This is a genomic window from Streptomyces sp. NPDC058295, from assembly GCF_042880655.1.
Taxonomy (GTDB): domain Bacteria; phylum Actinomycetota; class Actinomycetes; order Streptomycetales; family Streptomycetaceae; genus Streptomyces; species Streptomyces coriariae.
Genome location: NZ_JBHVYO010000010.1, coordinates 94794 through 117728, shown reverse-complemented (window position 1 = coordinate 117728; position 22935 = coordinate 94794). Strand labels below are relative to the sequence as shown.

The 22935-nt window shown below is 70.6% G+C and carries 20 protein-coding genes; 11 read left to right on the top strand and 9 right to left on the bottom strand.

Translation table 11 applies throughout. From position 1 onward, the window contains the following. Positions 1-96: 96 nt before the first annotated feature. Positions 97-921, bottom strand: coding sequence for an oxidoreductase (locus ACFVYS_RS13265; protein WP_389501633.1), 825 nt, complete (start codon positions 919-921; stop codon positions 97-99). 101 nt (positions 922-1022) lie between these two features. Here ACFVYS_RS13265 and ACFVYS_RS13260 point away from each other — a divergent pair, with 101 nt between their 5' ends. After that, the gene (locus ACFVYS_RS13260) at positions 1023-2003 is read left to right on the top strand and encodes an ATP-binding protein (RefSeq protein ID WP_389501631.1); all 981 of its coding nucleotides are present in this window, start codon (positions 1023-1025) and stop codon (positions 2001-2003) included. A 94-nt stretch (positions 2004-2097) separates the two neighbouring features. Here ACFVYS_RS13260 and ACFVYS_RS13255 read toward each other — a convergent pair whose 3' ends face one another. Next, positions 2098-3381: a hypothetical protein gene (locus ACFVYS_RS13255; protein ID WP_389501629.1), complete on the bottom strand. Its 1284-nt coding sequence runs from the start codon at positions 3379-3381 to the stop codon at positions 2098-2100. 336 nt (positions 3382-3717) lie between these two features. On the opposite strand from ACFVYS_RS13255, the gene ACFVYS_RS13250 reads away from it, so the two are divergent. The 6 genes from ACFVYS_RS13250 to ACFVYS_RS13225 all read left to right on the top strand — a co-directional run bounded on the left by ACFVYS_RS13250 (position 3718) and on the right by ACFVYS_RS13225 (position 12207). Next, positions 3718-6501, top strand: a complete 2784-nt coding sequence (locus tag ACFVYS_RS13250; protein ID WP_389501627.1) for a bifunctional SulP family inorganic anion transporter/carbonic anhydrase — start codon at positions 3718-3720, stop codon at positions 6499-6501. Positions 6502-6773: 272 nt separating this feature from the next. Further along, positions 6774-8732 carry an acetate--CoA ligase gene (gene acs, locus ACFVYS_RS13245; protein WP_389501626.1) on the top strand — a complete coding sequence of 653 codons (1959 nt, stop codon included), beginning with the start codon at positions 6774-6776 and terminating at the stop codon, positions 8730-8732. A 170-nt stretch (positions 8733-8902) separates the two neighbouring features. After that, entirely contained in the window at positions 8903-10360 is a 1458-nt protein-coding gene (gene nhaA, locus ACFVYS_RS13240) for a Na+/H+ antiporter NhaA (RefSeq protein WP_389501624.1), read from the top strand. Positions 10361-10458: 98 nt separating this feature from the next. Then, entirely contained in the window at positions 10459-10947 is a 489-nt protein-coding gene (locus ACFVYS_RS13235) for a phage holin family protein (RefSeq protein WP_062651422.1), read from the top strand. Then, entirely contained in the window at positions 10944-11897 is a 954-nt protein-coding gene (locus ACFVYS_RS13230) for an alpha/beta fold hydrolase (protein ID WP_389501622.1), read from the top strand. Before ACFVYS_RS13235 ends, ACFVYS_RS13230 begins: the two co-directional genes overlap by 4 nt. A gap of 127 nt (positions 11898-12024) precedes the next feature. Beyond that, positions 12025-12207 (top strand): hypothetical protein, encoded by a 183-nt coding sequence (locus tag ACFVYS_RS13225; protein ID WP_078615678.1) that lies wholly within the window; start codon positions 12025-12027, stop codon positions 12205-12207. 79 nt (positions 12208-12286) lie between these two features. Here ACFVYS_RS13225 and ACFVYS_RS13220 read toward each other — a convergent pair whose 3' ends face one another. From ACFVYS_RS13220 to nth, 3 genes are all read right to left on the bottom strand, one after another. Then, entirely contained in the window at positions 12287-13486 is a 1200-nt protein-coding gene (locus tag ACFVYS_RS13220; protein WP_389501620.1) for a MarP family serine protease, read from the bottom strand. Between the two features lie 120 nt (positions 13487-13606). Next, positions 13607-14302: an NUDIX hydrolase gene (locus tag ACFVYS_RS13215; RefSeq protein ID WP_389501618.1), complete on the bottom strand. Its 696-nt coding sequence runs from the start codon at positions 14300-14302 to the stop codon at positions 13607-13609. Between the two features lie 397 nt (positions 14303-14699). Then, positions 14700-15692 carry an endonuclease III gene (gene nth / locus ACFVYS_RS13210; RefSeq protein WP_389501616.1) on the bottom strand — a complete coding sequence of 331 codons (993 nt, stop codon included), beginning with the start codon at positions 15690-15692 and terminating at the stop codon, positions 14700-14702. Positions 15693-16021: 329 nt separating this feature from the next. Here nth and ACFVYS_RS13205 point away from each other — a divergent pair, with 329 nt between their 5' ends. Together ACFVYS_RS13205 and ACFVYS_RS13200 are read left to right on the top strand one after the other, a co-directional pair. Then, a complete protein-coding gene (locus ACFVYS_RS13205) occupies positions 16022-16696 on the top strand; it encodes a Crp/Fnr family transcriptional regulator (protein ID WP_020129286.1) in 675 nt (224 codons plus the stop codon). Positions 16697-16845: 149 nt separating this feature from the next. Then, positions 16846-17673 carry a nucleotidyltransferase domain-containing protein gene (locus ACFVYS_RS13200; RefSeq protein WP_389501613.1) on the top strand — a complete coding sequence of 276 codons (828 nt, stop codon included), beginning with the start codon at positions 16846-16848 and terminating at the stop codon, positions 17671-17673. Here ACFVYS_RS13200 and ACFVYS_RS13195 read toward each other — a convergent pair. The 4 genes from ACFVYS_RS13195 to ACFVYS_RS13180 all read right to left on the bottom strand — a co-directional run bounded on the left by ACFVYS_RS13195 (position 17670) and on the right by ACFVYS_RS13180 (position 20408). Continuing rightward, complete coding sequence (locus tag ACFVYS_RS13195) at positions 17670-18512, bottom strand: MBL fold metallo-hydrolase (RefSeq protein WP_389501611.1); 843 nt, start codon at positions 18510-18512, stop codon at positions 17670-17672. The two genes, ACFVYS_RS13200 and ACFVYS_RS13195, sit on opposite strands and share 4 nt — an antisense overlap. A gap of 166 nt (positions 18513-18678) precedes the next feature. Further along, complete coding sequence (locus tag ACFVYS_RS13190) at positions 18679-19611, bottom strand: NUDIX hydrolase (protein WP_389501609.1); 933 nt, start codon at positions 19609-19611, stop codon at positions 18679-18681. 177 nt (positions 19612-19788) lie between these two features. Beyond that, positions 19789-20253 (bottom strand): RidA family protein, encoded by a 465-nt coding sequence (locus ACFVYS_RS13185; protein WP_020129282.1) that lies wholly within the window; start codon positions 20251-20253, stop codon positions 19789-19791. Beyond that, positions 20250-20408, bottom strand: a complete 159-nt coding sequence (locus tag ACFVYS_RS13180; protein WP_020129281.1) for a DUF4177 domain-containing protein — start codon at positions 20406-20408, stop codon at positions 20250-20252. Before ACFVYS_RS13180 ends, ACFVYS_RS13185 begins: the two co-directional genes overlap by 4 nt. Positions 20409-20528: 120 nt before the next feature. Here ACFVYS_RS13180 and ACFVYS_RS13175 point away from each other — a divergent pair, with 120 nt between their 5' ends. Together ACFVYS_RS13175 and ACFVYS_RS13170 are read left to right on the top strand one after the other, a co-directional pair. After that, positions 20529-21506: an ArsA family ATPase gene (locus ACFVYS_RS13175; protein WP_389501606.1), complete on the top strand. Its 978-nt coding sequence runs from the start codon at positions 20529-20531 to the stop codon at positions 21504-21506. After that, on the top strand, positions 21503-22921 hold the full coding sequence (locus ACFVYS_RS13170; protein ID WP_389501604.1) for an ArsA family ATPase: 1419 nt from the start codon (positions 21503-21505) through the stop codon (positions 22919-22921). Before ACFVYS_RS13175 ends, ACFVYS_RS13170 begins: the two co-directional genes overlap by 4 nt. Positions 22922-22935 lie beyond the last annotated feature (14 nt).

Sequence of the window (22935 nt, the reverse complement as noted above, 5' to 3'; positions counted from 1 at the left end):
CCAGCGGCGGTACGAGACCTCGTACCGCCGCAACCCTTTGTACGGCCCCCGCGAGGGGGCCTTTTCCGTACCCCGGGGCTCACGCGCGCGTGGGGCTCACGCCGCCCCGCGCTGCAGCGCCTCGCACACCGCCGTCGACTCGCGGGCACCCAGCTCGACCGCCCTGCCGCAGTGCGCGATCCAGGCCGCCATGCCGTCCGGAGTGCCGGAGACGTAACCGTCCAGGGCCGCCAGATAGGCCGCCCGCCCCAGCTCGGCGTGTCCGACCTCGGCCGGGCAGACCGACTTGGGGTCGAGGCCGCTGCCGATCAGGACGATTCGCTCGGCGGCGCGCGCGACCAGGCCGTTGTGGCAGGTAAACGGGCGCAGGGCCAGCAGCTCGCCATGGACGACGGAGGCCGTCACCAGGGCGGGCGCGGAGCCTCCCGCGATGATCAGCTCGGACAGCCCCTCAAGACGCCCGGCCACCTCGGCGGCACTCGGCAGTGGCAGCTCGATCAGCGGCTCGTCGACCGTCTCACCGGCCTGTCGCGGGCGGCCGACCTCGTCGCCACTGGTCGCCGCGGCCACCAGATGCAGCCGCGCCAGCACCCGCAGCGGTGACTGCCGCCAGATGGACAGCAACTGGCCCGCCTCGGCGGACAGCCGCAGAGCCGCACCCATGACGCGTGCCTCGTCCTCGGCACCGAAGTCGGTGCGCCGACGCACCTCCTCCAGTGCCCAGTCCGCGCCGGACAGGGCCGCCGAGCCACGGGCGCCGCGCAGTGCGGCCTCGGAGGTGATCTCGGTGCTGCGGCGACGCATGACACGGTGGCCGTAGACCCGGTCCACGGCCTTGCGCATGGTCTCCACGGACTCGGCCACACCGGGCAGGGAGCCCAGGGCGGCGAGCGGATCGGCGGACGCGCCTGTCGTACTCATGAGTACGACCCTACGCAACCAGCGCGCACACCCCACGAAGGAGTGGTCTTCTTCACGCACTCCTGCCACACACAGCAATCACCACACTACCCTTTGTGAACATGAAAATTGCTTTCGTCGGGAAGGGTGGCAGCGGCAAGACCACCCTGTCCTCCCTGTTCATCCGCCATCTCGTCGCCGACGGGGGGACCGTGATCGCGGTCGACGCGGACATCAACCAGCATCTGGGGCCCGCTCTCGGCCTCGACGAGGCGGAGGCCGCCGGGCTGCCCGCGATGGGCGACCGGCTGCCGCTGATCAAGGACTACCTGCGCGGCTCCAACCCCCGTGTCGTCTCCACCGAGACGATGATCAAGACGACACCGCCCGGTGAGGGCTCCCGGTTGCTGCGGGTGCGCGAGAACAACCCGGTGTACGACGCCTGCGCCCGGCCGGTGGAACTCGACGGCGGCGCCGTCCGTTTGATGGTCACGGGCCCTTTCACGGACGCCGACCTGGGGGTCTCCTGCTACCACTCCAAGACAGGAGCGGTGGAGCTGTGCCTGAACCACCTGGTGGACGGACCTGACGAGTACGTCGTGGTCGACATGACCGCGGGGTCGGACTCCTTCGCCTCCGGCATGTTCACCCGCTTCGACATCACGTTCCTCGTCGCCGAGCCGACCCGGAAGGGAGTCTCCGTCTATCGCCAGTACAAGGAGTACGCCCGCGACTTCGGCGTCGAGCTGAAGGTCGTCGGCAACAAGTTGCAGGGCAAGGACGACATCGACTTCCTGCGCGCCGAGGTCGGGGACGACCTGCTGGTGACGGTCGGCCACTCGGACTGGGTGCGCGCCATGGAGAAGGGCCGGCCGACCCGGTTCGAGCTCCTGGAGGAAACCAACCGCCAGGCCCTGCGCCTGCTGCGGACGACCGTCGACTCGGCGTACGAAAGACGCGACTGGGAGCGCTACACACGGCAGATGGTGCACTTCCATCTGAAGAACGCCGAGTCCTGGGGCAATGAACGGACCGGAGTCGACCTGGCGGCGCAGGTCGACCCCGGATTCGTCCTCGGCGAAAGCCTCACGGCCTCCGTGTAACGGCCTCCGTTTGACGGATCCTGTGTGACGGATCCGGTCGGTGAAAGTTGCCGCCGGGTCATCACCCGGCTGCGGCGCCCGTCGGCTCGGGTGTCTACTGCCTGACCGCCGGAGCCCCGGGCACGCCCTTCGGGGCCGGGGCGGGGCTGCCGGACAGGAAGGACGCCCAGCCGGGCTTCGGGGACTCGCCGACCTCCAGGGTGCGCAGCTTGGCCAGGGCCTTCGGGTCCTGGGCGTCCAGCCAGTCGGAGAGCTGACGGAAGGACACACAGCGCACGTCCGGCTTGTTGCAGACGTTCTCGACGACCTCCTCGACGGCGCGCATGTACGTGCCGCCGTTCCAGGACTCGAAGTGGTTGCCGATGATCAGCGGTGCGCGGTTGCCGTAGTAGGCCCGGTCGAAGCCCTTGAGCAGGCCGTCACGCATCTGACGCCCCCAGAACGCCCGCTTGTCGGGGTCGCCCTGAGTGGTACTGCCGGACTGGTTGACCATGAAGTTGTAGTCCATGGTGAGCTGCTCGTAGGAGTGGCCGGGGAAGGGCACGAGCTGCATCGACAGGTCCCACAAGCCCTGCTTCTTGCCGGGCCACACCTGGTTGTTGACGCCACTGGTGTCGTAGCGGAAGCCCAGCTCGCGGGCGGCCTTCATGAAGTTCTTCTGGCCCTCGAGGCAGGGGGTACGGGCGCCGATGAGCTCCTTGTCGTAGTCGAAGGGCAGCGGAGCCGCGTCCTTCAAGCCGGTGTTGGTCTTCCAGGTCCTCACGAACCGCTTGGCCTGGTCGATCTCGTCCTTCCACTCCTCGACCGACCACTCACCGACGCCACCGTTCTTTCCGCAGAAGTGGCCGTTGAAGTGGGTGCCGATCTCGTTGCCCTCCAGCCACGCCATGCGCAGCTGCTTCACGGTGTCGGCGATGCCCTGCTCGTCGTTGAAGCCGATGTCGGAACGGCCCGGCGAGTGCTGCGGCGGTCGGTACAGGTCGGCCTTCTCCTCCGGCAGCATGTACACGCCGCTGAGGAAGTACGTCATCGTCGCGTGGTTGGCCTTGGACACCTGGCGGAAGTGAGAGAACAACCTCTGGCTGTCCTCGCCTGCGCCGTCCCAGGAGAAGACCACGAACTGCGGCGGCTTCTGGCCCGGCTTCAGCCGCTCGGGGCGGGGCAGGTGGGGTTGCGCCCCGGTGTACGCGGTGGAGCCGTCGCCGATCAGGCGGACGACACTCTTGGGAGCGGCGGGTGCCGGCTTGGCCTTCTGCGGGCCCGGCACCCCCTCCTCGGAACCGTGGGAGCCCCCGGTTCCCGTCGCGCAACCGGCAAGCGATGCGGCGACAGCCGCGGCGACCACTGCGCCCGCGGCGATCCTCTGGGTGGCGGCCATCTTCCGCCCACCTTCTTCCTTCTCTCGGCCAACGCCGACGAGGGCGTTCTCTGGTGACGCGCCGGGACGAGCCGGCAGCGCCGTCAAGGTCGCATGGAGGCGAAAAGGAATTAGTACGACAAGCCGATAAAAAGGCCACTTCATTCTTGGGAGTGATTACCTGCCCCATTTGCCGCAAAAATCCATGCTTGGCCTTTACTCTGCATTACGATCTGTTTACCGAGCGTTGATTTTCATCCCGCCGCTGCATGCCGTGACCCACGGCCGCGACCGCCCCCGCCCCAACCGGGGGACCACATGTTCCGCGACCGCGCTGCCCCGGAGGAGACGGGAACCATGTCTGCCTGCGCCCCCACCCGCACCGCCCACTCGACGCGCACCGAGCGCATCCAGCCGCCCCACAGCCCCCCACCGTCCCCGCACCGCCGCTTCCGCATCGCGGGCGCCGATGTGTCCGCCTCGATCGCGGTCTTCCTGATCGCCCTGCCGCTGTCCCTCGGCATCGCCCTCGCCACCGGCGCGCCCCTCCAGGCCGGTCTCGTCGCCGCCGCCGTCGGCGGGATCGTCGCCGGGTGGGTCGGCGGTGCGCCGCTCCAGGTCAGCGGCCCCGCGGCCGGCCTGACCGTGGTCACCGCGGACCTCATCCAGCGCTACGGCTGGCGGACGACATGCGCCATCACCGTCCTCGCCGGACTCGCCCAGCTGGGTCTCGGCTGTCTGCGCGTGGCGCGCACCGCCCTCGCCGTCAGCCCCGCCATCGTGCACGGCATGCTCGCCGGCATCGGCGTCACCATCGCCGTCGCCCAACTGCACGTCGTCCTCGGCGGCACCCCCCAGAGCTCGGTTCTCGACAATCTCCGCGCTCTGCCCGCCCAGTTGGCCGGACTGCAGCCGGCGGCCGTGGCCGTGAGCGTCCTGACTCTGACCCTGCTGCTGGTCTGGCCTCGTATCCCCGGCCGGGTCGGCCGCCTGGTGCAGCGAGTGCCCGCCGCACTCGTCGCGGTCACCGGCGCCACCGCCACCGCCGCTCTCGCGGGCCTCACCCTGCCCAAGGTGGACCTGCCGTCCTGGAGCAGTCACGCGCTGGCGGGGCTGCCCGAGGGACCGGTGCTCGGACTCATGGCCGCCGTCCTCACCACCACCCTGGTGTGCAGCGTGCAGTCGCTGCTCGGCGCGGTCGCCGTGGACAAGCTCATCGCCTCGCGGCCGGACCTGCTCAGCGCCCGCTCCACCCGCGTCGGCCGCTCCGATCTGGACCGCGAGCTGCTGGGTCAGGGCGCGGCCAACATCGTCTCCGGAGCACTCGGCGGGCTGCCGGTGGCGGGCGTGGCCGTGCGCAGTTCGGCAAATGTCCGAGCCGGTGCCGTGAGCCGGAACTCGACGATGCTGCACGGCGTTCTCGTAGTAGTCGCCGCGCTGCTGATGGTCCCGATCCTGGATCTCATCCCGCTCGCCTCACTCGCCGCCCTGGTGATGGCCGTCGGCATCCAGATGGTGTCCCTGCACCACATTCGCACGGTGACCCGCCACCGTGAGGTGCTGGTGTACGCCGTCACCACCCTCGGCGTGGTCGTCCTCGGCGTCCTGGAGGGCGTGACGCTCGGCATCGCCGTTGCCGTGGCCGTCGCCCTGCACCGCCTCGCCCGCACCCGGATCACACACCACGAGAAGGAAGGAGTCCATCACGTACACGTAAGAGGCCAGCTGACGTTCCTCGCCGTGCCACGGCTGAGCCGCATCCTGCATCTCGTCCCCCAAGCCACCCATGTCGTCGTCGAGTTGGACGGCTCCTTCATGGACCACGCGGCATACGAGGCCCTACAGGACTGGCAGAAGACACACACCGCCCGGGGTGGCTCCGTCGAACTGACCGGCCGCCGCTCCGGCACGGCGCTCGACACCGATACGGACGTCGAGGCGGACACCGAGGCAAGCGTCGGCTCCCGCAGCAGTACCGGCACCGGCGTCAGCGCCGGCCTCGCCACCAGCGCCGGCCTCGCCACCAGCGCCGGCCTCGGCACCGGCACCGGCACCGGCACCGGAGAAGGTGGCTCGACCGCTTCCCCAGCTCTCGATGCGCCTCGCGCCGGCGAGGTTCCGATCGCCGACTGCCGCTGCCGTCCCTGGACACCCTGGCGCAACCACCAGTGCGAAGTACCACGGGAAACGACACAGACCCCACAGACCCCACAAACACCCCAGGCATCGACACCGACACCACCGTCAGAGCAGCCTTCAGAGTCGACCGACGCAGCACGCCCAGCGGAAGCGACAGCTACAGGGGCGCCCGGGACAGCCCAAAGGGGGGAGACGACGGAGTCCACCGAGTCAGCGAAGCCAAGAGAGCCGAAGCAGCCGCAACAGCCGAAGCCTGGCCAGCCTCAACAGCCGGGCCAGCCAGGCCAGCCGGGCGAGGAACGGCGGCCGGGGGTATCCGTCGAGCCGAGTGGGCATCAACTGGTGCGTGGCATCAGCGCGTTCCAGCGCAACACCGCACCGCTCGTGCGGGGAGAGCTGGCGCGGCTGGCCCGGGAGGGGCAGCGACCCACCCAGCTCTTCCTCACCTGCGCCGACTCGCGGCTGGTCACGTCGATGATCACCTCCAGTGGTCCGGGCGACCTGTTCGTGGTGCGCAACGTCGGCAACCTCGTGCCGCCGCCCGGCGAGGAAAGCGGGGACGACTCGGTGGCGGCCGCGATCGAGTACGCGGTGGACGTACTGAAGGTGCGGTCCATCACGGTGTGCGGGCACTCCGGATGCGGCGCCATGCAGGCACTGCTCGACACCGAACCGGGCGGTGCGCGGACCCCGTTGCAGCGGTGGCTGCGGCACGGTGTGCCGAGCCTGGAGCGAATGGCCGACGACGGGCGCCCCCACGCCCGACTGGCCGGGCGGGCGCCGGTGGACGCGGTCGAGCAACTCTGCCTGACCAACGTGGTCCAGCAGTTGGAGCACCTGCGGGCCCACGAGTCGGTGACCCAGGCCCTGCGGAGCGGGGCGCTGGAGCTGCATGGGCTGTACTTCCACGTGGGCGAGGCGCAGACGTACCTGCTCACCGAGGCGGCCTCGGGCGACGGCGAGTTGTTCGGTCATGTGGGAGAGGCGGGCGTGCCGGCCTGAACCGGCGCGACGCCTCCCGATGTATCGCGGCGCGGGCGGGGATGTGAAAGGCGTTACACCGGCTGAACTCCGCCTGTTGCGTGTCCGTGGATACGGATGCCCCCTGGGTAGGCCCAGGGGCATCCCCTGGCCACCATGAATCGGGGTCGAGAAGCTGCGGCCCCGATAGGTCTAAACCAATTTTTGGTCGGGCCTTGTCACCGGACCCCTGGGTCTGATGAGCTGTGGCCTGGGACACAACGGACACGGACACCCTTCGAGAGGGAGATGTCGTGAGCAACGAATCCTTGGCCAACCTGCTCAAGGAAGAGCGCAGGTTCGCGCCGCCCGCCGATCTGGCGGCCGACGCCAACGTCACGGTGGAGGCGTACGAGCAGGCCAAGGCTGACCGGCTCGGTTTCTGGGCCGAGCAGGCGCGTCGGCTGACCTGGGCCAAGGAGCCGACCGAGACGCTGGACTGGTCGAACCCGCCGTTCGCCAAGTGGTTCAAGGACGGCGAGCTCAACGTCGCCTACAACTGCGTCGACCGGCATGTGGAGGCCGGCAACGGGGACCGGGTGGCCATCCACTTCGAGGGCGAGCCCGGCGACAGCCGCGCCATCACCTACGCCGAGCTCAAGGACGAGGTGTCGAAGGCCGCCAACGCCCTGCTGGAGCTGGGGGTGCAGAAGGGCGACCGGGTCGCCGTCTACATGCCGATGATCCCCGAGACGGCGATCGCGATGCTGGCCTGTGCCCGGATCGGCGCCGCGCACTCGGTCGTCTTCGGCGGCTTCTCGGCGGACGCGCTGGCCACCCGTATCCAGGACGCGGACGCCAAGGTCGTCATCACCTCCGACGGCGGATACCGGCGCGGCAAGCCGTCCGCGCTGAAGCCGGCCGTCGACGACGCCGCCGACCGCGCGGGCAACGTCGAGCATGTGCTCGTCGTGCGGCGCACGGGCCAGGACGTGGCCTGGAACGGCGAGCGTGACGTGTGGTGGCACGAGATCGTCGAGCGCCAGTCGGCCGAGCACACCCCCGAGGCGTTCGGCGCGGAGCACCCGCTGTTCATCCTCTACACGTCGGGTACCACGGGTAAGCCGAAGGGCATCCTGCACACCTCCGGCGGCTACCTCACGCAGACCGCCTACACCCACCACGCGGTCTTCGACCTGAAGCCGGAAACGGACGTCTACTGGTGCACGGCTGACGTCGGCTGGGTCACCGGGCACTCCTACATCGTCTACGGGCCGCTGGCCAACGGCGCGACGCAGGTCATGTACGAAGGCACCCCGGACACCCCGCACCAGGGCCGCTTCTGGGAGATCGTGCAGAAGTACGGCGTGACGATCCTCTACACGGCGCCGACCGCGATCCGTACGTTCATGAAGTGGGGCGACGACATCCCCGCCAAGTTCGACCTCTCGTCCCTGCGCGTGCTCGGCTCGGTCGGTGAGCCGATCAACCCCGAGGCCTGGATCTGGTACCGCAAGCACATCGGCGGCGACCGGACCCCGATCGTCGACACCTGGTGGCAGACCGAGACCGGCGCGATGATGATCTCGCCGCTGCCCGGCGTCACCGCCACCAAGCCCGGCTCCGCACAGCGGCCGCTGCCCGGCATCTGCGCCACCGTCGTCGACGACGAGGCCAACGAGGTGCCCGACGGAGGCGGCGGCTACCTCGTCCTCACCGAGCCGTGGCCGTCGATGCTGCGCACCATCTGGGGCGACGACCAGCGCTTCCTCGACACCTACTGGGCACGCTTCGAGGGCAGGTACTTCGCCGGCGACGGCGCGAAGAAGGACGACGACGGCGACATCTGGCTCCTCGGCCGGGTCGACGACGTCATGCTCGTCTCCGGCCACAACATCTCCACCACCGAGGTCGAGTCCGCGCTCGTCTCCCACCCGGCCGTCGCGGAGGCGGCCGTCGTCGGCGCCGCCGACGAAACCACCGGACAGGCCATCGTCGCCTTCGTCATCCTGCGCGGCACGGCCGACGCCGAGGACGAACACCTCGTCGCCGACCTGCGCAACCACGTCGGCACCACCCTCGGCCCGATCGCCAAACCCCAGCGGATCATGCCGGTCGCGGAGCTGCCGAAAACCCGCTCCGGCAAGATCATGCGCCGACTGCTGCGCGACGTCGCCGAGAACCGCCAGCTCGGGGACGTCACCACGCTGACCGACTCCACCGTCATGGACCTCATCCAGGCGAAGCTCCCCGCCGCACCCAGCGAGGACTGAGCAGGTCAGGGAAGGGCACCCGGCGACACCGCGCCGGGTGCCCTTTTCCCCCTTACCGTGGGGATCACCGGACTCCTCCTTGCGTACTTTAGGTAGGCTAAAGAAAAAGGTGCGCCGGGAAGTCTGGTCGGCATGTGCTCAGTGCTGCCCACCGACCGGAGGCCCCCACCGTGTCCGCCCCCCGCAACACCGCCCCCCGCAAGGTCTTCGGACGGCTGTCCCTGCCCGAGCGGAACTTCGTCGCGGAGGCGTTGCGCGCCGAAACCGTCGGCGGTGTGCTGCTGCTCGTCGCCGCCGTCGCGGCGCTGATCTGGGCGAACGCACCCGGGCTGCACGACAGCTACGAGAGCGTCAGCCACTTCCACTTCGGACCCGCGGCCCTCGGACTGAACCTCTCCGTCGCGCACTGGGCGGCCGACGGCCTGCTCGCGATCTTCTTCTTCGTCGCCGGTATCGAACTGAAGCGAGAACTCGTCGCCGGCGACCTCAAGGATCCCAGGGCCGCCGCGCTCCCCATGGCGGCCGCGCTGTGCGGGATGGCCGTACCCGCGCTCGTCTACACGCTCACCAGCCTCAGCGGCGGTGGCTCGTCGGCCGGTTGGGCGGTGCCCACGGCCACCGACATCGCGTTCGCACTCGCCGTGCTCGCCGTCATCGGCACGTCCCTGCCGAGCGCGCTGCGCGCCTTCCTGCTCACTCTCGCGGTCGTCGACGACCTGTTCGCGATCCTGATCATCGCGGTCTTCTTCACGAGCACCATCGACTTCGTGGCGCTGGGCGGCGCGGCCGTCGGCCTCCTCGTGTTCTGGCTGCTGCTGCGCAAGGGCGTGACCGGCTGGTACGTCTACGTACCTCTCGCCCTCGTCATCTGGGCGCTGATGTACAACAGCGGCGTGCACGCCACGATCGCCGGCGTCGCGATGGGCCTGATGCTGCGCTGCACGACGCACGAGGGCGAGAAGCACTCCCCCGGCGAGCGGATCGAGCACCTCGTCCGGCCCCTCTCCGCAGGACTCGCGGTGCCCCTGTTCGCCCTGTTCAGCGCCGGTGTGGCGATCTCGGGGAACGCGATCGGGGACGTCTTCGGCAAGCCGGAGACGCTCGGCGTCGTCCTCGGTCTCGTCGTCGGCAAGACGATCGGCATCTTCGGCGGGACCTGGCTGACCGCCCGCTTCACCCGCGCCTCGCTGAGCGAGGACCTCGCCTGGGCGGACGTCTTCGCCGTCGCGACCCTCGCCGGCATCGGCTTCACCGTCTCGCTGCTGATCGGAGAGCTCGCCTTCGAGGGCGACCCGGCCCTGACCGACGAGGTCAAGGCAGCCGTCCTGCTGGGCTCGCTGATCGCGGCGGCCCTCGCGACGGTCCTGTTGAAGCTGCGCAACGCCGAATACCGCCGGATGTGGGAGGCCGAGGAGCGCGACGACGACCTCGACGGCATCCCGGACGTGTACGAGGAGGACGACCCGGCCTACCACCTGCGGATGGCGGAGATCTACGACCGTAAGGCCGCAGAGCACCGCCGCCGAGCCGAGGACATCGCCCGCGAGAGCGGCCGCGAGGACGCTCTCGGAGAGGCTCAGGGGGAGCCCGGGGAGAAGCCGACACGCGCCACGGGCCTGCCGAAGTGACGGGCGGGGCAGGCGGGGAGGGCAACCGTCCGGCATGATCTGACGGGACGGTACAAAAGAAGCCAGAAGCAGCACCGCAGCAGAAGAGGGAGAACGCGATGAGCGCACCCGACGGCAGCCCGGTCGGCGCCGAACGCAGCATCGGCCAGCTGTTCGCCTCGGCGACGACCGAATTGTCGGCGCTGGTGCACGACGAGATCGCGCTGGCGAAGGCGCAGCTGAAGCAGGACGTCAAACGGGGAGCGACGAGCGGTGGGGCGTTCTCGGTGGCCGGCGCGGTTCTGCTGTTCTCGCTGCCGATGCTCAACTTCGCGCTGGCGTACGGCATTCGGACCTGGAGCGACTGGAACCTGGCGATCTGCTTCCTGCTCTCCTTCGCGGCGAACGTGCTTGTCGCGCTCGTCCTCGTCCTGATCGGCGTGGTCTTCGCGAAGAAGGCGCAGAAGGGCAAGGGACCGCAGAAGGTCGCCGCGTCCATGAAGGCGTCGGCGGGCGTCCTCCAGAACGCCAAGCCGCACCCGCGGCCCGAGCTCCCGCAGGACCGGGTCCCGGAGGCCATCGAGGCTGTGGCACGCTCGTCGTCATGACGGACCCCGCCACTACTCCTCCGGCCCAGCCCGCTTCGGTCGTACGGCCGGACGCCGTCTGCGGCGTGCAGGTCACCCATCGCGAGGTCGCCGCGAACGGTGCCCGCTTCCACATCGCCGAGGTCGGCGACGGTCCGCTGGTCATGCTCGTCCACGGTTTCCCGCAGTTCTGGTGGACGTGGCGGCATCAGCTGGTCGCGCTGGCCGACGCGGGCTTCCGGGCCGTCGCGATGGATCTGCGGGGCGTGGGCGGCAGCGACCGTACGCCGCGCGGCTACGATCCGGCCAACCTCGCCCTCGACATCACCGGTGTGATCCGCTCCCTGGGCGAGCCCGACGCCGCGCTCGTCGGCCACGACCTGGGCGGCTACCTGGCGTGGACTGCGGCCGTGATGCGCCCCAAGCTCGTCCGCAGGCTCGCCGTCGCCTCGATGCCGCATCCCCGGCGCTGGCGCTCGGCGATGCTCGCCGACGTCCGGCAGACGACCGCGAGCTCCCACATCTGGGGGTTCCAGCGGCCGTGGATCCCCGAGCGGCAGCTCACCGCCGACGACGGCGAACTGGTGGGCCGGCTGATCCGGGACTGGTCCGGGCCGCGGCTGCCGGAGGACGAGGCGGTGGCGACCTACCAGCGCGCCATGTGCATCCCCTCCACCGCGCACTGCGCCGTCGAGCCGTACCGGTGGCTGGTGCGCTCGATGGCCCGGCCGGACGGCGTCCAGTTCTACCGGCGCATGAAGCGGCCCGTGCGCGTGCCCACGCTGCATCTGCACGGGTCGCTCGATCCGGTGATGCGCACCCGGAGCGCGGCCGGCTCCGGGGAGTACGTCGAAGCGCCGTACCGCTGGCGGCTGTTCGACGGTCTCGGCCACTTCCCGCACGAAGAGGATCCGGTCGCTTTCTCCACCGAACTGGTCAACTGGCTGAAGGATCCCGAGCCCGATCGGTGACCGATCCATCACGCCCGACGCCCGGTCCTGAACGTCTGTACGACGAACGGCCAAATGCCCGGCGCATAGGCCAATTGGCCGCTCTGAGAACGGTTATCGACCTTGGGGCAGGGGCAGACGTCGGTGTATGGGCTGGACGCACGACTACAGTGACGCACCACGCAACCGCCGCTCGGCCAACGGCCTGAGCCCCCACCAACGAGGTGCCGACCCGCAACTGCCGGGCTCAGACCTCCGGGTGGGTATTCCGCGCATCCTGCGCCGCCGGGCCCGCTGGGTCTCGGTCCGCCTGCGTCACCCTCGAGGCTGACCCGGCAGAGGATCACCGAGGGGGCCCTGTGCGGGCCCCCTCGACTCCCCTCAGGGGAGAGCGTGCTCCCGACGGCTTCTCAAAGGGCGCAGCTGTCGCTGTCCACCTGCTGGCCCGCGCTACGCCCCTCGGTGATGTCCTGCTGGATCTCGTCCGCGGTGAGGGCATAGCCGGTGTCGGCGTCGTCGAGGGACTTCGCGAAGACCACGCCGTACACCTTGCCGTCGGGGGTGAGCAGCGGGCCTCCGGAGTTGCCCTGACGGACCGTCGTGAACAGCGAGTACACGTCACGGCGCACGGTGGTGCGGTGGTAGATGTCCGGCCCGTTGGCCGTGATGCGACCACGCACACGCGCGGCACGGACGTCGTACGACCCGTTCTCCGGGAACCCGGCGATGATCGCGTCGTCGCTGCTCACCGCGTCCTTGGTGGTGAACTGCAGCACGGGCGCGTCCAGATCCGGTACGTCCAGGACGGCGATGTCGCGCTTCCAGTCGTACAGGACGACCGTGGCGTCGTACTTGCGGCCCTCGCCGCCTATCTGGACGGTGGGTTCGTCGACGCCGCCCACCACGTGCGCGTTGGTCATGACACGGCGCTCGCCGAAGACGAAGCCGGTGCCCTCCAGGACCTTGCCGCAGCTCTCCGCGGTGCCCATGACCTTGACGATGGAGCGCTGCGCGCGCTTGGCCACCGCGCTGTTCGCCAGGGCCGGGTCGGGCGGCTGGACGTCGGTGATCGGCTCGTTGGAGAACGGGCTGAAGACCTGCGGGAAGCCGTTCTGCGCGAGGACGGACGAGAAGTCGGCGAACCAGGTGTCGGCCTGGTCGGGCAGCGCGTCGGACACCCCGTGCAGCACCTTGGAGCTACGGACCTCCTTGCCCAGCGTGGGCAGGGTGGTGCCGGCGAGAGCGGACCCGATGAGCCACGCCACCAGCAGCATCGCCACGACGTTGACCAGCGCGCCGCCGGTCGCGTCGAGCGCGCGGGCCGGGGACCAGGTGATGTACCGGCGCAGCTTGTTGCCGAGGTGGGTGGTGAGGGCCTGACCGATCGAGGCGCAGACGATCACGACGATGACCGCGACGACGGCGGCCGTGGTGCTCACCTCTGAGTTGTCGGTCAGCCAGTCCCAGATCACGGGCAGCAGGTAGACGGCGACTAGGCCGCCCCCCAGGAAACCGATCACCGACAGGATGCCGACGACGAAGCCCTGGCGATAGCCGACGACCGCGAACCAGACGGCCGCAACCAACAACAGGATGTCCAGCACGTTCACCGCTTCGCGCCTCGCCTCATCAATTCGCGGTCACCACAGGTCGGCCGGGGGTCCGACCCGCCGCGAAGCGGCGATGGGGCAGAGCTTCCCCCGGGCAGACACAGCACGGTGGACACCCTGTCATGACCGCCAGTCGAGCGGGACCTGCTTCTCGCGGTCCCAGGGGTGCTCCCAGCCCGCGAAGTGCAGCAGGCGGTCGATCACCCCGGCCGTGAAACCCCACACAAGGGCGGATTCGACCAGAAATGCCGGGCCACGGTGGCCGCTGGGGTGCACGGCCATGGCGCGATTCTCCGCATCCGTGAGATCCGCCACGGGAACGGTGAAGACGCGGGCCGTCTCCGCCGGATCGACGACGCCGACCGGGCTCGGCTCGCGCCACCAGCCCAGGACCGGGGTGACGACGAAGCCGCTGACCGGGATGTACAGCTTGGGCAGCACGCCGAAGAGCTGGACGCCGGCCGGATCGAGCCCGGTCTCCTCCTCGGCCTCGCGCAGGGCGGCCCGGAGCGGCCCGTCACCGTGCGGGTCGCCGTCCTCCGGATCGAGGGCGCCGCCCGGGAAGGAGGGCTGGCCCGCGTGGGAGCGCAGGGAGCTGGCGCGCTCCATGAGCAGCAGCTCCGGCCCGCGTTCGCCCTCACCGAACAGGATCAGGACGGCCGACTGGCGCCCCGCGCCGTTCTCCGGGGGCAGGAAGCGGCTGAGCTGGAGCGGCTGGACCGTCTCCACGGCGTGCACCACCGGGTCCAGCCAGGCGGGCAGACCCTCCTTGCTGAGCGTCACCGCACCGCCCTGCGTGTTGCTCGCGCGTGTCATCGCCACACCACCCCCCGTTCTGCCCTGTCCAACGCCCGGGAACCGACAGATCGTTCCGCGGGCCGCCCCGCGATCGCGCGGATCCTGAGTGTCGTCCTGCGTGTCTTGCGTGTCCTGTGTGTCCTGCCGGTCGTTCGGGTCGCGCGGGCCGTACGTGTCCTGCGGGCCGTACGTGTCCTGCGGGTCGTACGAGCCATGCGGGGCGTGCCTGCCCTGCGGGTCGCACGGGTCGCGGACACGCGTAGGTAGGGGTGCCCCGAACCGACCCTCCGTCCCTCGTCGGTCCGTAGAGCCTGCTCGGGGCCGGCCGCCTCGTCGGTCCGTGCGGCCTGCTCGGGCCGGGCCGCCCGTTCGGTTCGTGCAGCCCGGTCGGTGCGGGCCTCCGTCAGCCCTTCCGTCATCCGGCCCCCAGCGGCGGGGCGGGCCTGCCGCCCGCGTCCAGGTAGGCCTGGGGCGGGTTCAGGCGCTGGCCGGGGAAGCCGCCCTTCTCGTACTTCAGGAGCTTCTTCGCCTTCTCCGGGTCCGTCTCGCCCTCGCCGTACGCCGGGCAGAGCGGGGCGATGGGGCAGGCGCCGCAGGCCGGCTTGCGGGCGTGGCAGATACGGCGGCCGTGGAAGATCACATGATGCGAGAGCATCGTCCAGTCGCTCTTGGGGAAGAGCGCGCCGACGGCCGCCTCGATCTTGTCGGGCTCGGTCGCCTCGGTCCACTTCCAGCGCCGTACGAGCCGCTGGAAGTGCGTGTCCACGGTGATCCCGGGCCGGCCGAACGCGTTCCCCAGCACCACGAAGGCGGTCTTGCGACCGACGCCGGGCAGCTTGACCAGGTCCTCGAGCCGACCGGGGACCTCCCCGCCGAACCCCTCCACCAGGGCCTTGGAGAGACCTATCACCGACTTGGTCTTGGCCCGGAAGAAGCCTGTGGGGCGGAGGATCTCCTCGACCTCCTCGGGGTCGGCGGCGGCCAAGTCCTCGGGGGTGGGGTACTTGGCGAAGAGTGCAGGGGTCGTCTGGTTCACCCGGAGGTCGGTGGTCTGGGCGGACAGAACCGTGGCGACCACCAGCTGGAAGGGGTTCTCGAAGTCCAGTTCGGGGTGCGCGTAGGGGTAGATCTCGGCGAGCTCGCGGTTGACCCGGCGGGCACGACGGACAAGAGCGGTGTGGGACTCGGGCTTCCTGACTACGACACCCTTGCTCGCGCCTTTGCCTGCGGCGCCCTTGCCCGCGGCGCCCTTGCTCACGGCTTCCTTGTCCGCGGGGGCCCTGCTCGCACCGCGCCCGGCCGCGACCTTCTCGACGGCCGCATTCCCGCTGTCGGCCGCTTTACCGCTGTCGACCTCTGTCCCGCTGTCGGCCGAGTTACCACCGTCGGCCGCTTTCTCCGCAGGCATTTCGTTTGTCACCTTTGCCGTTTTCCTACCGCCGCCGGGGTCCTGTTCGCCCACAGCGGAAACGCGACGTACAACCACCCGCCCAGCCCCCTTGGCCTGTGCTCTCACCGGCGATTTGGACACTCGGCCAGCCTAAAGCCCGGCACCGACATCCGCCCCGGACCCTGAAGATCGGCCCCCAATTGGACCCCTGCCGCTTACCTCGGGACACGTGTGCGGCATCCTTGTGACAGATCACACTGTTTGGACCGTCCAGCAAAATGGGGAACACGGTCCCCTGGTAAGCGGGGGAGCAAGATCCCCTGAGCAGGTCGACAAGGAGAGAACTCGTGGACGACGTTCTGCGGCGCAACCCGCTCTTCGCGGCACTCGACGACGAGCAGGCCGCGGAACTGCGCGCCTCCATGAGCGAGGTGACCCTGGCCCGTGGTGACTCCCTCTTCCACGAGGGCGACCCGGGCGACCGGCTCTATGTCGTCACCGAGGGCAAGGTCAAGCTCCACCGCACATCCCCGGACGGCCGGGAGAACATGCTGGCCGTGGTGGGTCCCAGCGAGCTCATCGGAGAGCTGTCGCTCTTCGACCCGGGTCCGCGCACGGCGACGGCCACCGCCCTCACCGAGGTCAAGCTCCTCGGTCTCGGCCACGGCGACCTCCAGCCCTGGCTGAACGCCCGGCCCGAGGTGGCCACCGCACTGCTGCGCGCCGTCGCCCGGCGCCTGCGCAAGACCAACGACGCCATGTCCGACCTGGTCTTCTCGGACGTCCCCGGCCGCGTGGCCCGCGCCCTGCTGGACCTCTCGCGCCGCTTCGGCGTGCAGTCCGAAGAGGGCATCCACGTCGTCCACGACCTGACGCAGGAGGAGCTCGCCCAGCTCGTCGGCGCGTCGCGCGAGACCGTGAACAAGGCGCTGGCGGACTTCGCCCAGCGCGGGTGGCTGCGCCTGGAGGCGCGGGCGGTCATCCTGCTGGACGTGGAGCGACTGGCCAAGCGGTCCCGCTAGACGCCGCCCGCTGTACGAGGGCTGGGGCCGGCGGTGTGACCGTCTCTGGGGGCTACCGCGCCCCCAGGCCCCCGCTTCGGCCCCTGAGGGGCTCGTCCTGAGGAGCCTCGCCCGCAAGCGCCGGGCGGGCTGGTTGGCACAGTGGTCCCATGACTGCAGCGTTTTCCTCCCGAGGGCTCGACTCGCAGGGACACATCGCCCGCGAAGGCTCCCTCGCGCGCGTGGCGGATACTTTTCGGCCGGTCGTCGCGGCGGCTCGGGACCGGATCCCGGGCGTCTTCGGAGCCCGGCTGCACAGCGCGTACCTCTACGGGTCGATTCCGCGCGGTACCGCGCGTGAGGGCCGCAGCGATCTGGACCTTCTGGTGGTCCTGCGTGAGGAGCCGACCGACGCCGACCGGGCCGACGGCCGTGCGCTCGACGAGGCCCTCGACAAGGAGTTCCCGCAGATCGACGGCGGCGGCACTCTGCTGGTCGGCCACGCGCGCGTGCTGAGCGACCTGGAGCGGCACGACCTGGGGTGGTTCCTGGCGTGCCTGTGCACGCCGCTGCTCGGGGAGGACCTCGCCGAGCAGCTCCCCCGCTACCGTCCGGACTCCCTGCTCGCGCGCGAGACCAACGGCGAGCTCGCCCTGCTCCTGCCGCGCTGGCGTGAGCGCATCGCCTCGGCAGGCGAATCCGAGGAGGTCCTGCGGCCTCTCGTCCGGTACATGTCCCGCCACCTCGTGCGCACCGCGTTCACGCTCGTCATGCCCCGCTGGAACGGCTGGACGAGCGACCTGCACGAGATGGCCGAGGCCTTCGGCGCCTACTACCCGCAGCGCGCGGAGCAGCTACGGGCGGCGGCCGTCATCGGGTACGAGCCGAGCGGCGACCGCGTTGTCCTCTCGTCCTACGTCGACGACCTCGGCCCCTGGCTCGCCGAGGAGTACGCGCGCGTGCACGGCGTGAAGGCCGACAGGCCGGAGGAGTCCTAGAGCGGACCCTGGATGAGCCCGTGCTCCCTCAGGTACTCCAGCTGCGCCCGCACGGACAGCTCCGCGGCCGGCCACAGGGAACGGTCGACGTCGGCGTACACATGGGCGACGACCTCGGCGGGGGTGTGGTAGCCGTTCTCGACGGCCGTCTCGACCTGGGCGAGGCGATGGGCCCGGTGGGCGAGGTAGAACTCCACGACGCCCTGTGCGTCCTCCAGGACGGGTCCGTGGCCCGGCAGGACGGTGTGGACGCCGTCGTCGACCGCGAGGGACCTGAGCCGCCGCAGGGAGTCCAGGTAGTCGCCCAGACGGCCGTCGGGATGCGCGACGACGGTCGTGCCACGGCCGAGGACCGTGTCGCCGGTCAGCACGGCCCGGTCGGCCGGGAGGTGGAAGCAGAGGGAGTCGGCGGTGTGGCCGGGCGTCGGGACGACCCGCAGCTCCAGGCCGCCCACCGTGATCACGTTCCCGGCGGCCAGGCCCTCCTCGCCCAGCCGCAGCGCCGGGTCCAGGGCCCGCACCTTCGTGCCGGTCAGCCCGGCGAAGCGGGCGGCGCCCTCGGCGTGGTCGGGGTGGCCGTGCGTCAGCAGGGTCAGGGCGACGCGCTTGCCGGCCCGCTCCGCCGTGTCGACGACCGCGCGCAGGTGGCCGTCGTCCAGCGGGCCCGGGTCGATCACGACCGCCAGGTCGGAGTCGGGCTCGGAGACGACCCAGGTGTTCGTGCCGTCCAGGGTCATCGCGGACGCGTTCGGCGCGAGGACGTTGACCGCGCGCGGGGTGGCCGGGCCGGAGAGGACTCCGCCTCGCGGCTGGCCGGGGAGAGCGGCTGCGTCGGTCATGCGAAGGGGCCTTCCATAGGGCTGGACGGAACATCACCTCGGCGGCGGACGGCCGGCGCGGCACATCGAGGCGCTCCAGGCGGCACGAGGGGGGCGCGAAGGACCCGCCCCCCGCCGGGCGGTCGGCTTCGATGACCGCCCGCGCCCGTCCGCCCACGGATGTCCGTCATGCGGTGCCCCCGCGCGTCGCGTCGATCACGCCGGTCGCATCGGCCGCGCCAGTCGCATCGGCCGCGCCGGTCGCCCCGATCGGGATGTGCTTGGTGAACTCGTCGTGCCCCGGCCACGACAGCACGACCTCGCCCTCCTCCAGGCGGGCCTCCGCCAGGACGGGCGTCAGGTCACGGTCGGGGGCTGCGGCGAGCGCCTCGGCGGCCGTGCCGTACGGGACGAGCCTGCGCAGGGTCGCGATGGTGGGCGGCATCATCAGCAGCTCGCCCTTGTCGTACGAGGCCGCCGCGTCCGCCGGGCGGATCCACACCGTGCGGTCGGCCTCGGTGGAGGCGTTGCGGGTGCGCTGGCCCTCGGGGAGCGCGGCCACGAAGAACCAGGTGTCGTAACGACGGGACTCGAACTCCGGGGTGATCCAACGCGTCCAGGCGCCGAGCAGGTCGGAGCGCAGGACCAGGCCGCGGCGGTCGAGGAATTCGGCGAAGGACAGTTCACGGGTGGCCACGGCGACCCGGTCCGCCTCCCAGTCGGCGCCCGTGGTGTCCCCGACGACGGAATCGGGCGTGAGCCCCGCAAGCAGGACGCCCGCCTCCTCGTAGGTCTCCCGTACGGCCGCGCAGACGATCGCCTGGGCCGCCGTCTCGTCGACACCGAGCCGCTCGGCCCACCACGCGCGCGTGGGGCCCGCCCAGCGGACGTGAAGGTCGTCGTCGCGCGGGTCGACGCCGCCGCCGGGATAGGCGTACGCGCCTCCGGCGAAGGCCATGGAGGCGCGTCTGCGCAGCATGTGGACGACAGGGCCGCCGTCGGTGTCCTTCAGGAGCATGACGGTGGCCGCGCGCTTCGGGACGACCGGGGTGAGGGTGCCGTCCGCGAGCGCGCAGATGCGTTCCGGCCAGTCCTGGGGGAACCACTGCCCATTCGCCATGGGCGCGAGGCTATCCCGTGGTGCGCGAATGTTCGAGAGGCACCCGAGGTCAGAGCGCGTCCACGGGGCGCCTGCGGGGACCCCCCGGGATGCCGGCGCGGCACCCGGGAGAGGCGTCCGCAAGGCGCCTGCAGAGCGAAGGCGCCTACAGGGCGAAGGCCCACGGGACGGGAACGACTACGGGACGAGTTCCACCTGGATCTCGACCTCGACGGGCGCGTCCAGCGGCAGCACCGCGACGCCCACCGCGCTGCGCGCGTGCACGCCCTTGTCGCCGAGCACCTCGCCCAGCAGTTCGCTCGCGCCGTTGAGGACGGCGGGCTGGCCGGTGAAGTCCGAGGCCGACGCCACGAAGCCGACGACCTTCACCACGCGCGCGATGCGGTCCAGGTCGCCCGCGACCGACTTGACGGCGGCCAGGGCGTTCAGCGCGCAGGTGCGGGCCAGCTCCTTGGCCTCCTCGGGGGTGACCTCGGCGCCGACCTTGCCGGTGATCGGCAGCTTGCCGTCCACCATGGGCAGCTGGCCGGCCGTGTACACGTACGGACCGGACTGCACGGCCGGCTGGTAGGCCGCGAGGGGCGGCACGACCGCCGGCAGGGTCAGCCCCAGCTCGGCGAGCCTCGTCTCGACCGCGCTCACGCCTTCGCCCGCTTCAGGTAGGCGACGAGCTGCTCCGGGTTGTTCGGCCCGGGCACGACCTGGACGAGCTCCCAGCCGTCCTCGCCCCAGGTGTCCAGAATCTGCTTCGTTGCGTGGACGAGCAGCGGCACGGTTGCGTATTCCCACTTGGTCATGGGGCCGACTGTATCCGCTGTGACCCGAGGGCCCGTTCCACAGGCCATGTGGCCGATATCGACCCCCCTTGTCCACAGCCTCCCGATTGCCTCGGGCGCCGAATGGTTACGCTCGAAGACGTGAGCAGGCTCCAGGTCGTCAGCGGTAAGGGCGGGACCGGCAAGACGACGGTCGCCGCGGCCCTCGCGCTTGCCCTCGCCAAGGCAGGGAAGCGAACGCTTCTCGTCGAGGTGGAGGGTCGGCAGGGCATCGCACAGCTCTTCGAGACACAGGCGTTGCCCTATGAGGAACGCAAGATCGCCGTCGCCTCGGGGGGTGGTGAGGTATACGCACTGGCCATCGATCCCGAACTGGCCCTTCTGGACTACCTCCAGATGTTCTACAAACTGGGAGGCGCCGGACGCGCCCTGAAGAAGCTCGGCGCCATCGACTTCGCCACCACCGTCGCGCCCGGCCTGAGGGACGTCCTCCTCACCGGCAAGGCGTGCGAGGCGGTACGGCGCAAGGACAAGAACGGGCGGTTCGTGTACGACTACGTCGTCATGGACGCCCCGCCCACGGGACGCATCACCCGCTTCCTGAACGTCAACGACGAGGTCGCCGGCCTGGCCCGGATCGGCCCGATACACAATCAGGCACAGGCAGTGATGCGGGTGCTGAAGTCGTCGGAGACGGCCGTGCACCTGGTGACGCTGCTCGAGGAGATGCCCGTCCAGGAGACCGCCGACGGCATCGCCGAGCTGCGGGCGGCGAAGCTGCCGGTGGGGCGGGTCATCGTCAACATGGTGCGGCCCGAGGTGCTGGACGAGGACGGTCTGGAACTCGTACGGACCGTGACTCGTTCTTCCGTTGCCCGGTCGCTGTCCGCCGCCGGGCTCGGCGGGGCGCGGCGCGGCGGGCACGCCGAGCGGCTGGTGGATCCACTCCTCCAGCAGGCCGAGGAGTACGCCGAGCGGTACGCGCTGGAGCACGAGCAGCGCGCGGTCCTCGGCGAACTCGACCTGCCGCTGCACGAACTGCCTTTGCTCGCCGAGGGCTTGGACCTCGCGGGCCTGTATCAGCTCGCCAACGAACTGCGGAAGCAGGGGATCGCATGAGTCCGGACCAGGCTCACGACCAGGGAAGCACCCGGCGCCGTCTCTCCCCCGCGCCCGTGCTGGACCTCGATCCGCTGCTCGACGACCCGGCGACCCGCATCGTGGTGTGCTGCGGCTCCGGCGGCGTCGGCAAGACGACCACGGCGGCGGCGCTGGGACTCAGGGCGGCCGAGCGGGGCCGCAAGGTGGTGGTCCTCACCATCGACCCGGCCCGCCGGCTCGCCCAGTCCATGGGCATCGACTCGCTGGACAACACCCCGCGCCGCGTCAAGGGCGTCGAGGGGGATGGCGAACTGCACGCCATGATGCTCGACATGAAGCGCACCTTCGACGAGATCGTCGAGGCGCACGCGGACGGCGACCGGGCGGCCTCGATCCTGGGCAACCCGTTCTACCAGTCGCTCTCGGCGGGCTTCGCGGGCACGCAGGAGTACATGGCGATGGAGAAGCTGGGGCAACTGCGCGCGCGGGACGAGTGGGACCTGATCATCGTCGACACACCGCCGTCCCGCTCGGCCCTGGACTTCCTGGACGCGCCGAAGCGGCTCGGGTCGTTCCTGGACGGCAAGTTGATCCGCGTCCTGCTCGCGCCCGCCAAGGTCGGCGGCCGCGCGGGAATGAAGTTCCTGAACGTCGGGATGTCGATGATGACCGGCGCGCTCGGCAAGCTGCTCGGCGGGCAGCTGCTGAAGGACGTACAGACGTTCGTCGCGGCGATGGATTCGATGTTCGGCGGCTTCCGCACGCGCGCGGACGCCACGTACAAGCTGCTCCAGGCGCCCGGCACGGCGTTCCTGGTGGTGGCGGCTCCCGAGCGGGACGCGCTGCGGGAGGCCGCGTACTTCGTGGAGCGGCTGGCCGCCGAGGACATGCCGCTGGCCGGCCTCGTGCTGAACCGCGTGCACGGCAGCGGTGCCGCCCAGCTGTCCGCCGAGCGGGCGCTCGCCGCTGCGGAGAACCTCGACCTCGTCCCTGCACGGGCGGCGGAAAATCTTGAAGATCCCCGCATTGTGGATCAGGACGGCGGGAAAGCTGGTCTTCGTAACTCTCCCAACGCGTACGGCAGTTCAGAATCTCCCGCAACCGATCCGGAGCGCGACGCCTCCACCGGCGCGAACCGGCACACGGCCACCGACACGGACCGGACAGCGAGCGCCGACGGGAACACCGGCGCGGACGCGGACCGGACCGTGGACGACCTCACCGCAGGCCTGCTGAGGCTGCACGCGGAACGCATGCACCTGCTCTCCCGCGAGCAGCGCACGCGTGACCGCTTCACCGCGCTGCACCCCGAGGTGGCGGTGTCCGAAGTGGCCGCACTGCCCGGCGATGTGCATGACCTCACGGGGCTGCGGGACATCGGGAACCGGCTCGCGGCCAACCGGCCGGAGCTGCCCGAGGCTGCCGACGCCTGAGCCGAGGGTTTCCC

What these genes read in the sequence shown, in the direction of transcription:
- ACFVYS_RS13265 (WP_389501633.1), bottom strand. Translation starts at nt 921, where the DNA reads ATGAGTACGACAGGCGCGTCCGCCGATCCGCTCGCCGCCCTGGGCTCC.
- ACFVYS_RS13260 (WP_389501631.1), top strand. Translation starts at nt 1,023, where the DNA reads ATGAAAATTGCTTTCGTCGGGAAGGGTGGCAGCGGCAAGACCACCCTG.
- ACFVYS_RS13255 (WP_389501629.1), bottom strand. Translation starts at nt 3,381, where the DNA reads ATGGCCGCCACCCAGAGGATCGCCGCGGGCGCAGTGGTCGCCGCGGCT.
- ACFVYS_RS13250 (WP_389501627.1), top strand. Translation starts at nt 3,718, where the DNA reads ATGTCTGCCTGCGCCCCCACCCGCACCGCCCACTCGACGCGCACCGAG.
- ACFVYS_RS13235 (WP_062651422.1), top strand. Translation starts at nt 10,459, where the DNA reads ATGAGCGCACCCGACGGCAGCCCGGTCGGCGCCGAACGCAGCATCGGC.
- ACFVYS_RS13230 (WP_389501622.1), top strand. Translation starts at nt 10,944, where the DNA reads ATGACGGACCCCGCCACTACTCCTCCGGCCCAGCCCGCTTCGGTCGTA.
- ACFVYS_RS13225 (WP_078615678.1), top strand. Translation starts at nt 12,025, where the DNA reads ATGGGCTGGACGCACGACTACAGTGACGCACCACGCAACCGCCGCTCG.
- ACFVYS_RS13215 (WP_389501618.1), bottom strand. Translation starts at nt 14,302, where the DNA reads ATGACACGCGCGAGCAACACGCAGGGCGGTGCGGTGACGCTCAGCAAG.
- nth (WP_389501616.1), bottom strand. Translation starts at nt 15,692, where the DNA reads ATGCCTGCGGAGAAAGCGGCCGACGGTGGTAACTCGGCCGACAGCGGG.
- ACFVYS_RS13200 (WP_389501613.1), top strand. Translation starts at nt 16,846, where the DNA reads ATGACTGCAGCGTTTTCCTCCCGAGGGCTCGACTCGCAGGGACACATC.
- ACFVYS_RS13195 (WP_389501611.1), bottom strand. Translation starts at nt 18,512, where the DNA reads ATGACCGACGCAGCCGCTCTCCCCGGCCAGCCGCGAGGCGGAGTCCTC.
- ACFVYS_RS13190 (WP_389501609.1), bottom strand. Translation starts at nt 19,611, where the DNA reads ATGGCGAATGGGCAGTGGTTCCCCCAGGACTGGCCGGAACGCATCTGC.
- ACFVYS_RS13180 (WP_020129281.1), bottom strand. Translation starts at nt 20,408, where the DNA reads ATGACCAAGTGGGAATACGCAACCGTGCCGCTGCTCGTCCACGCAACG.
- ACFVYS_RS13170 (WP_389501604.1), top strand. Translation starts at nt 21,503, where the DNA reads ATGAGTCCGGACCAGGCTCACGACCAGGGAAGCACCCGGCGCCGTCTC.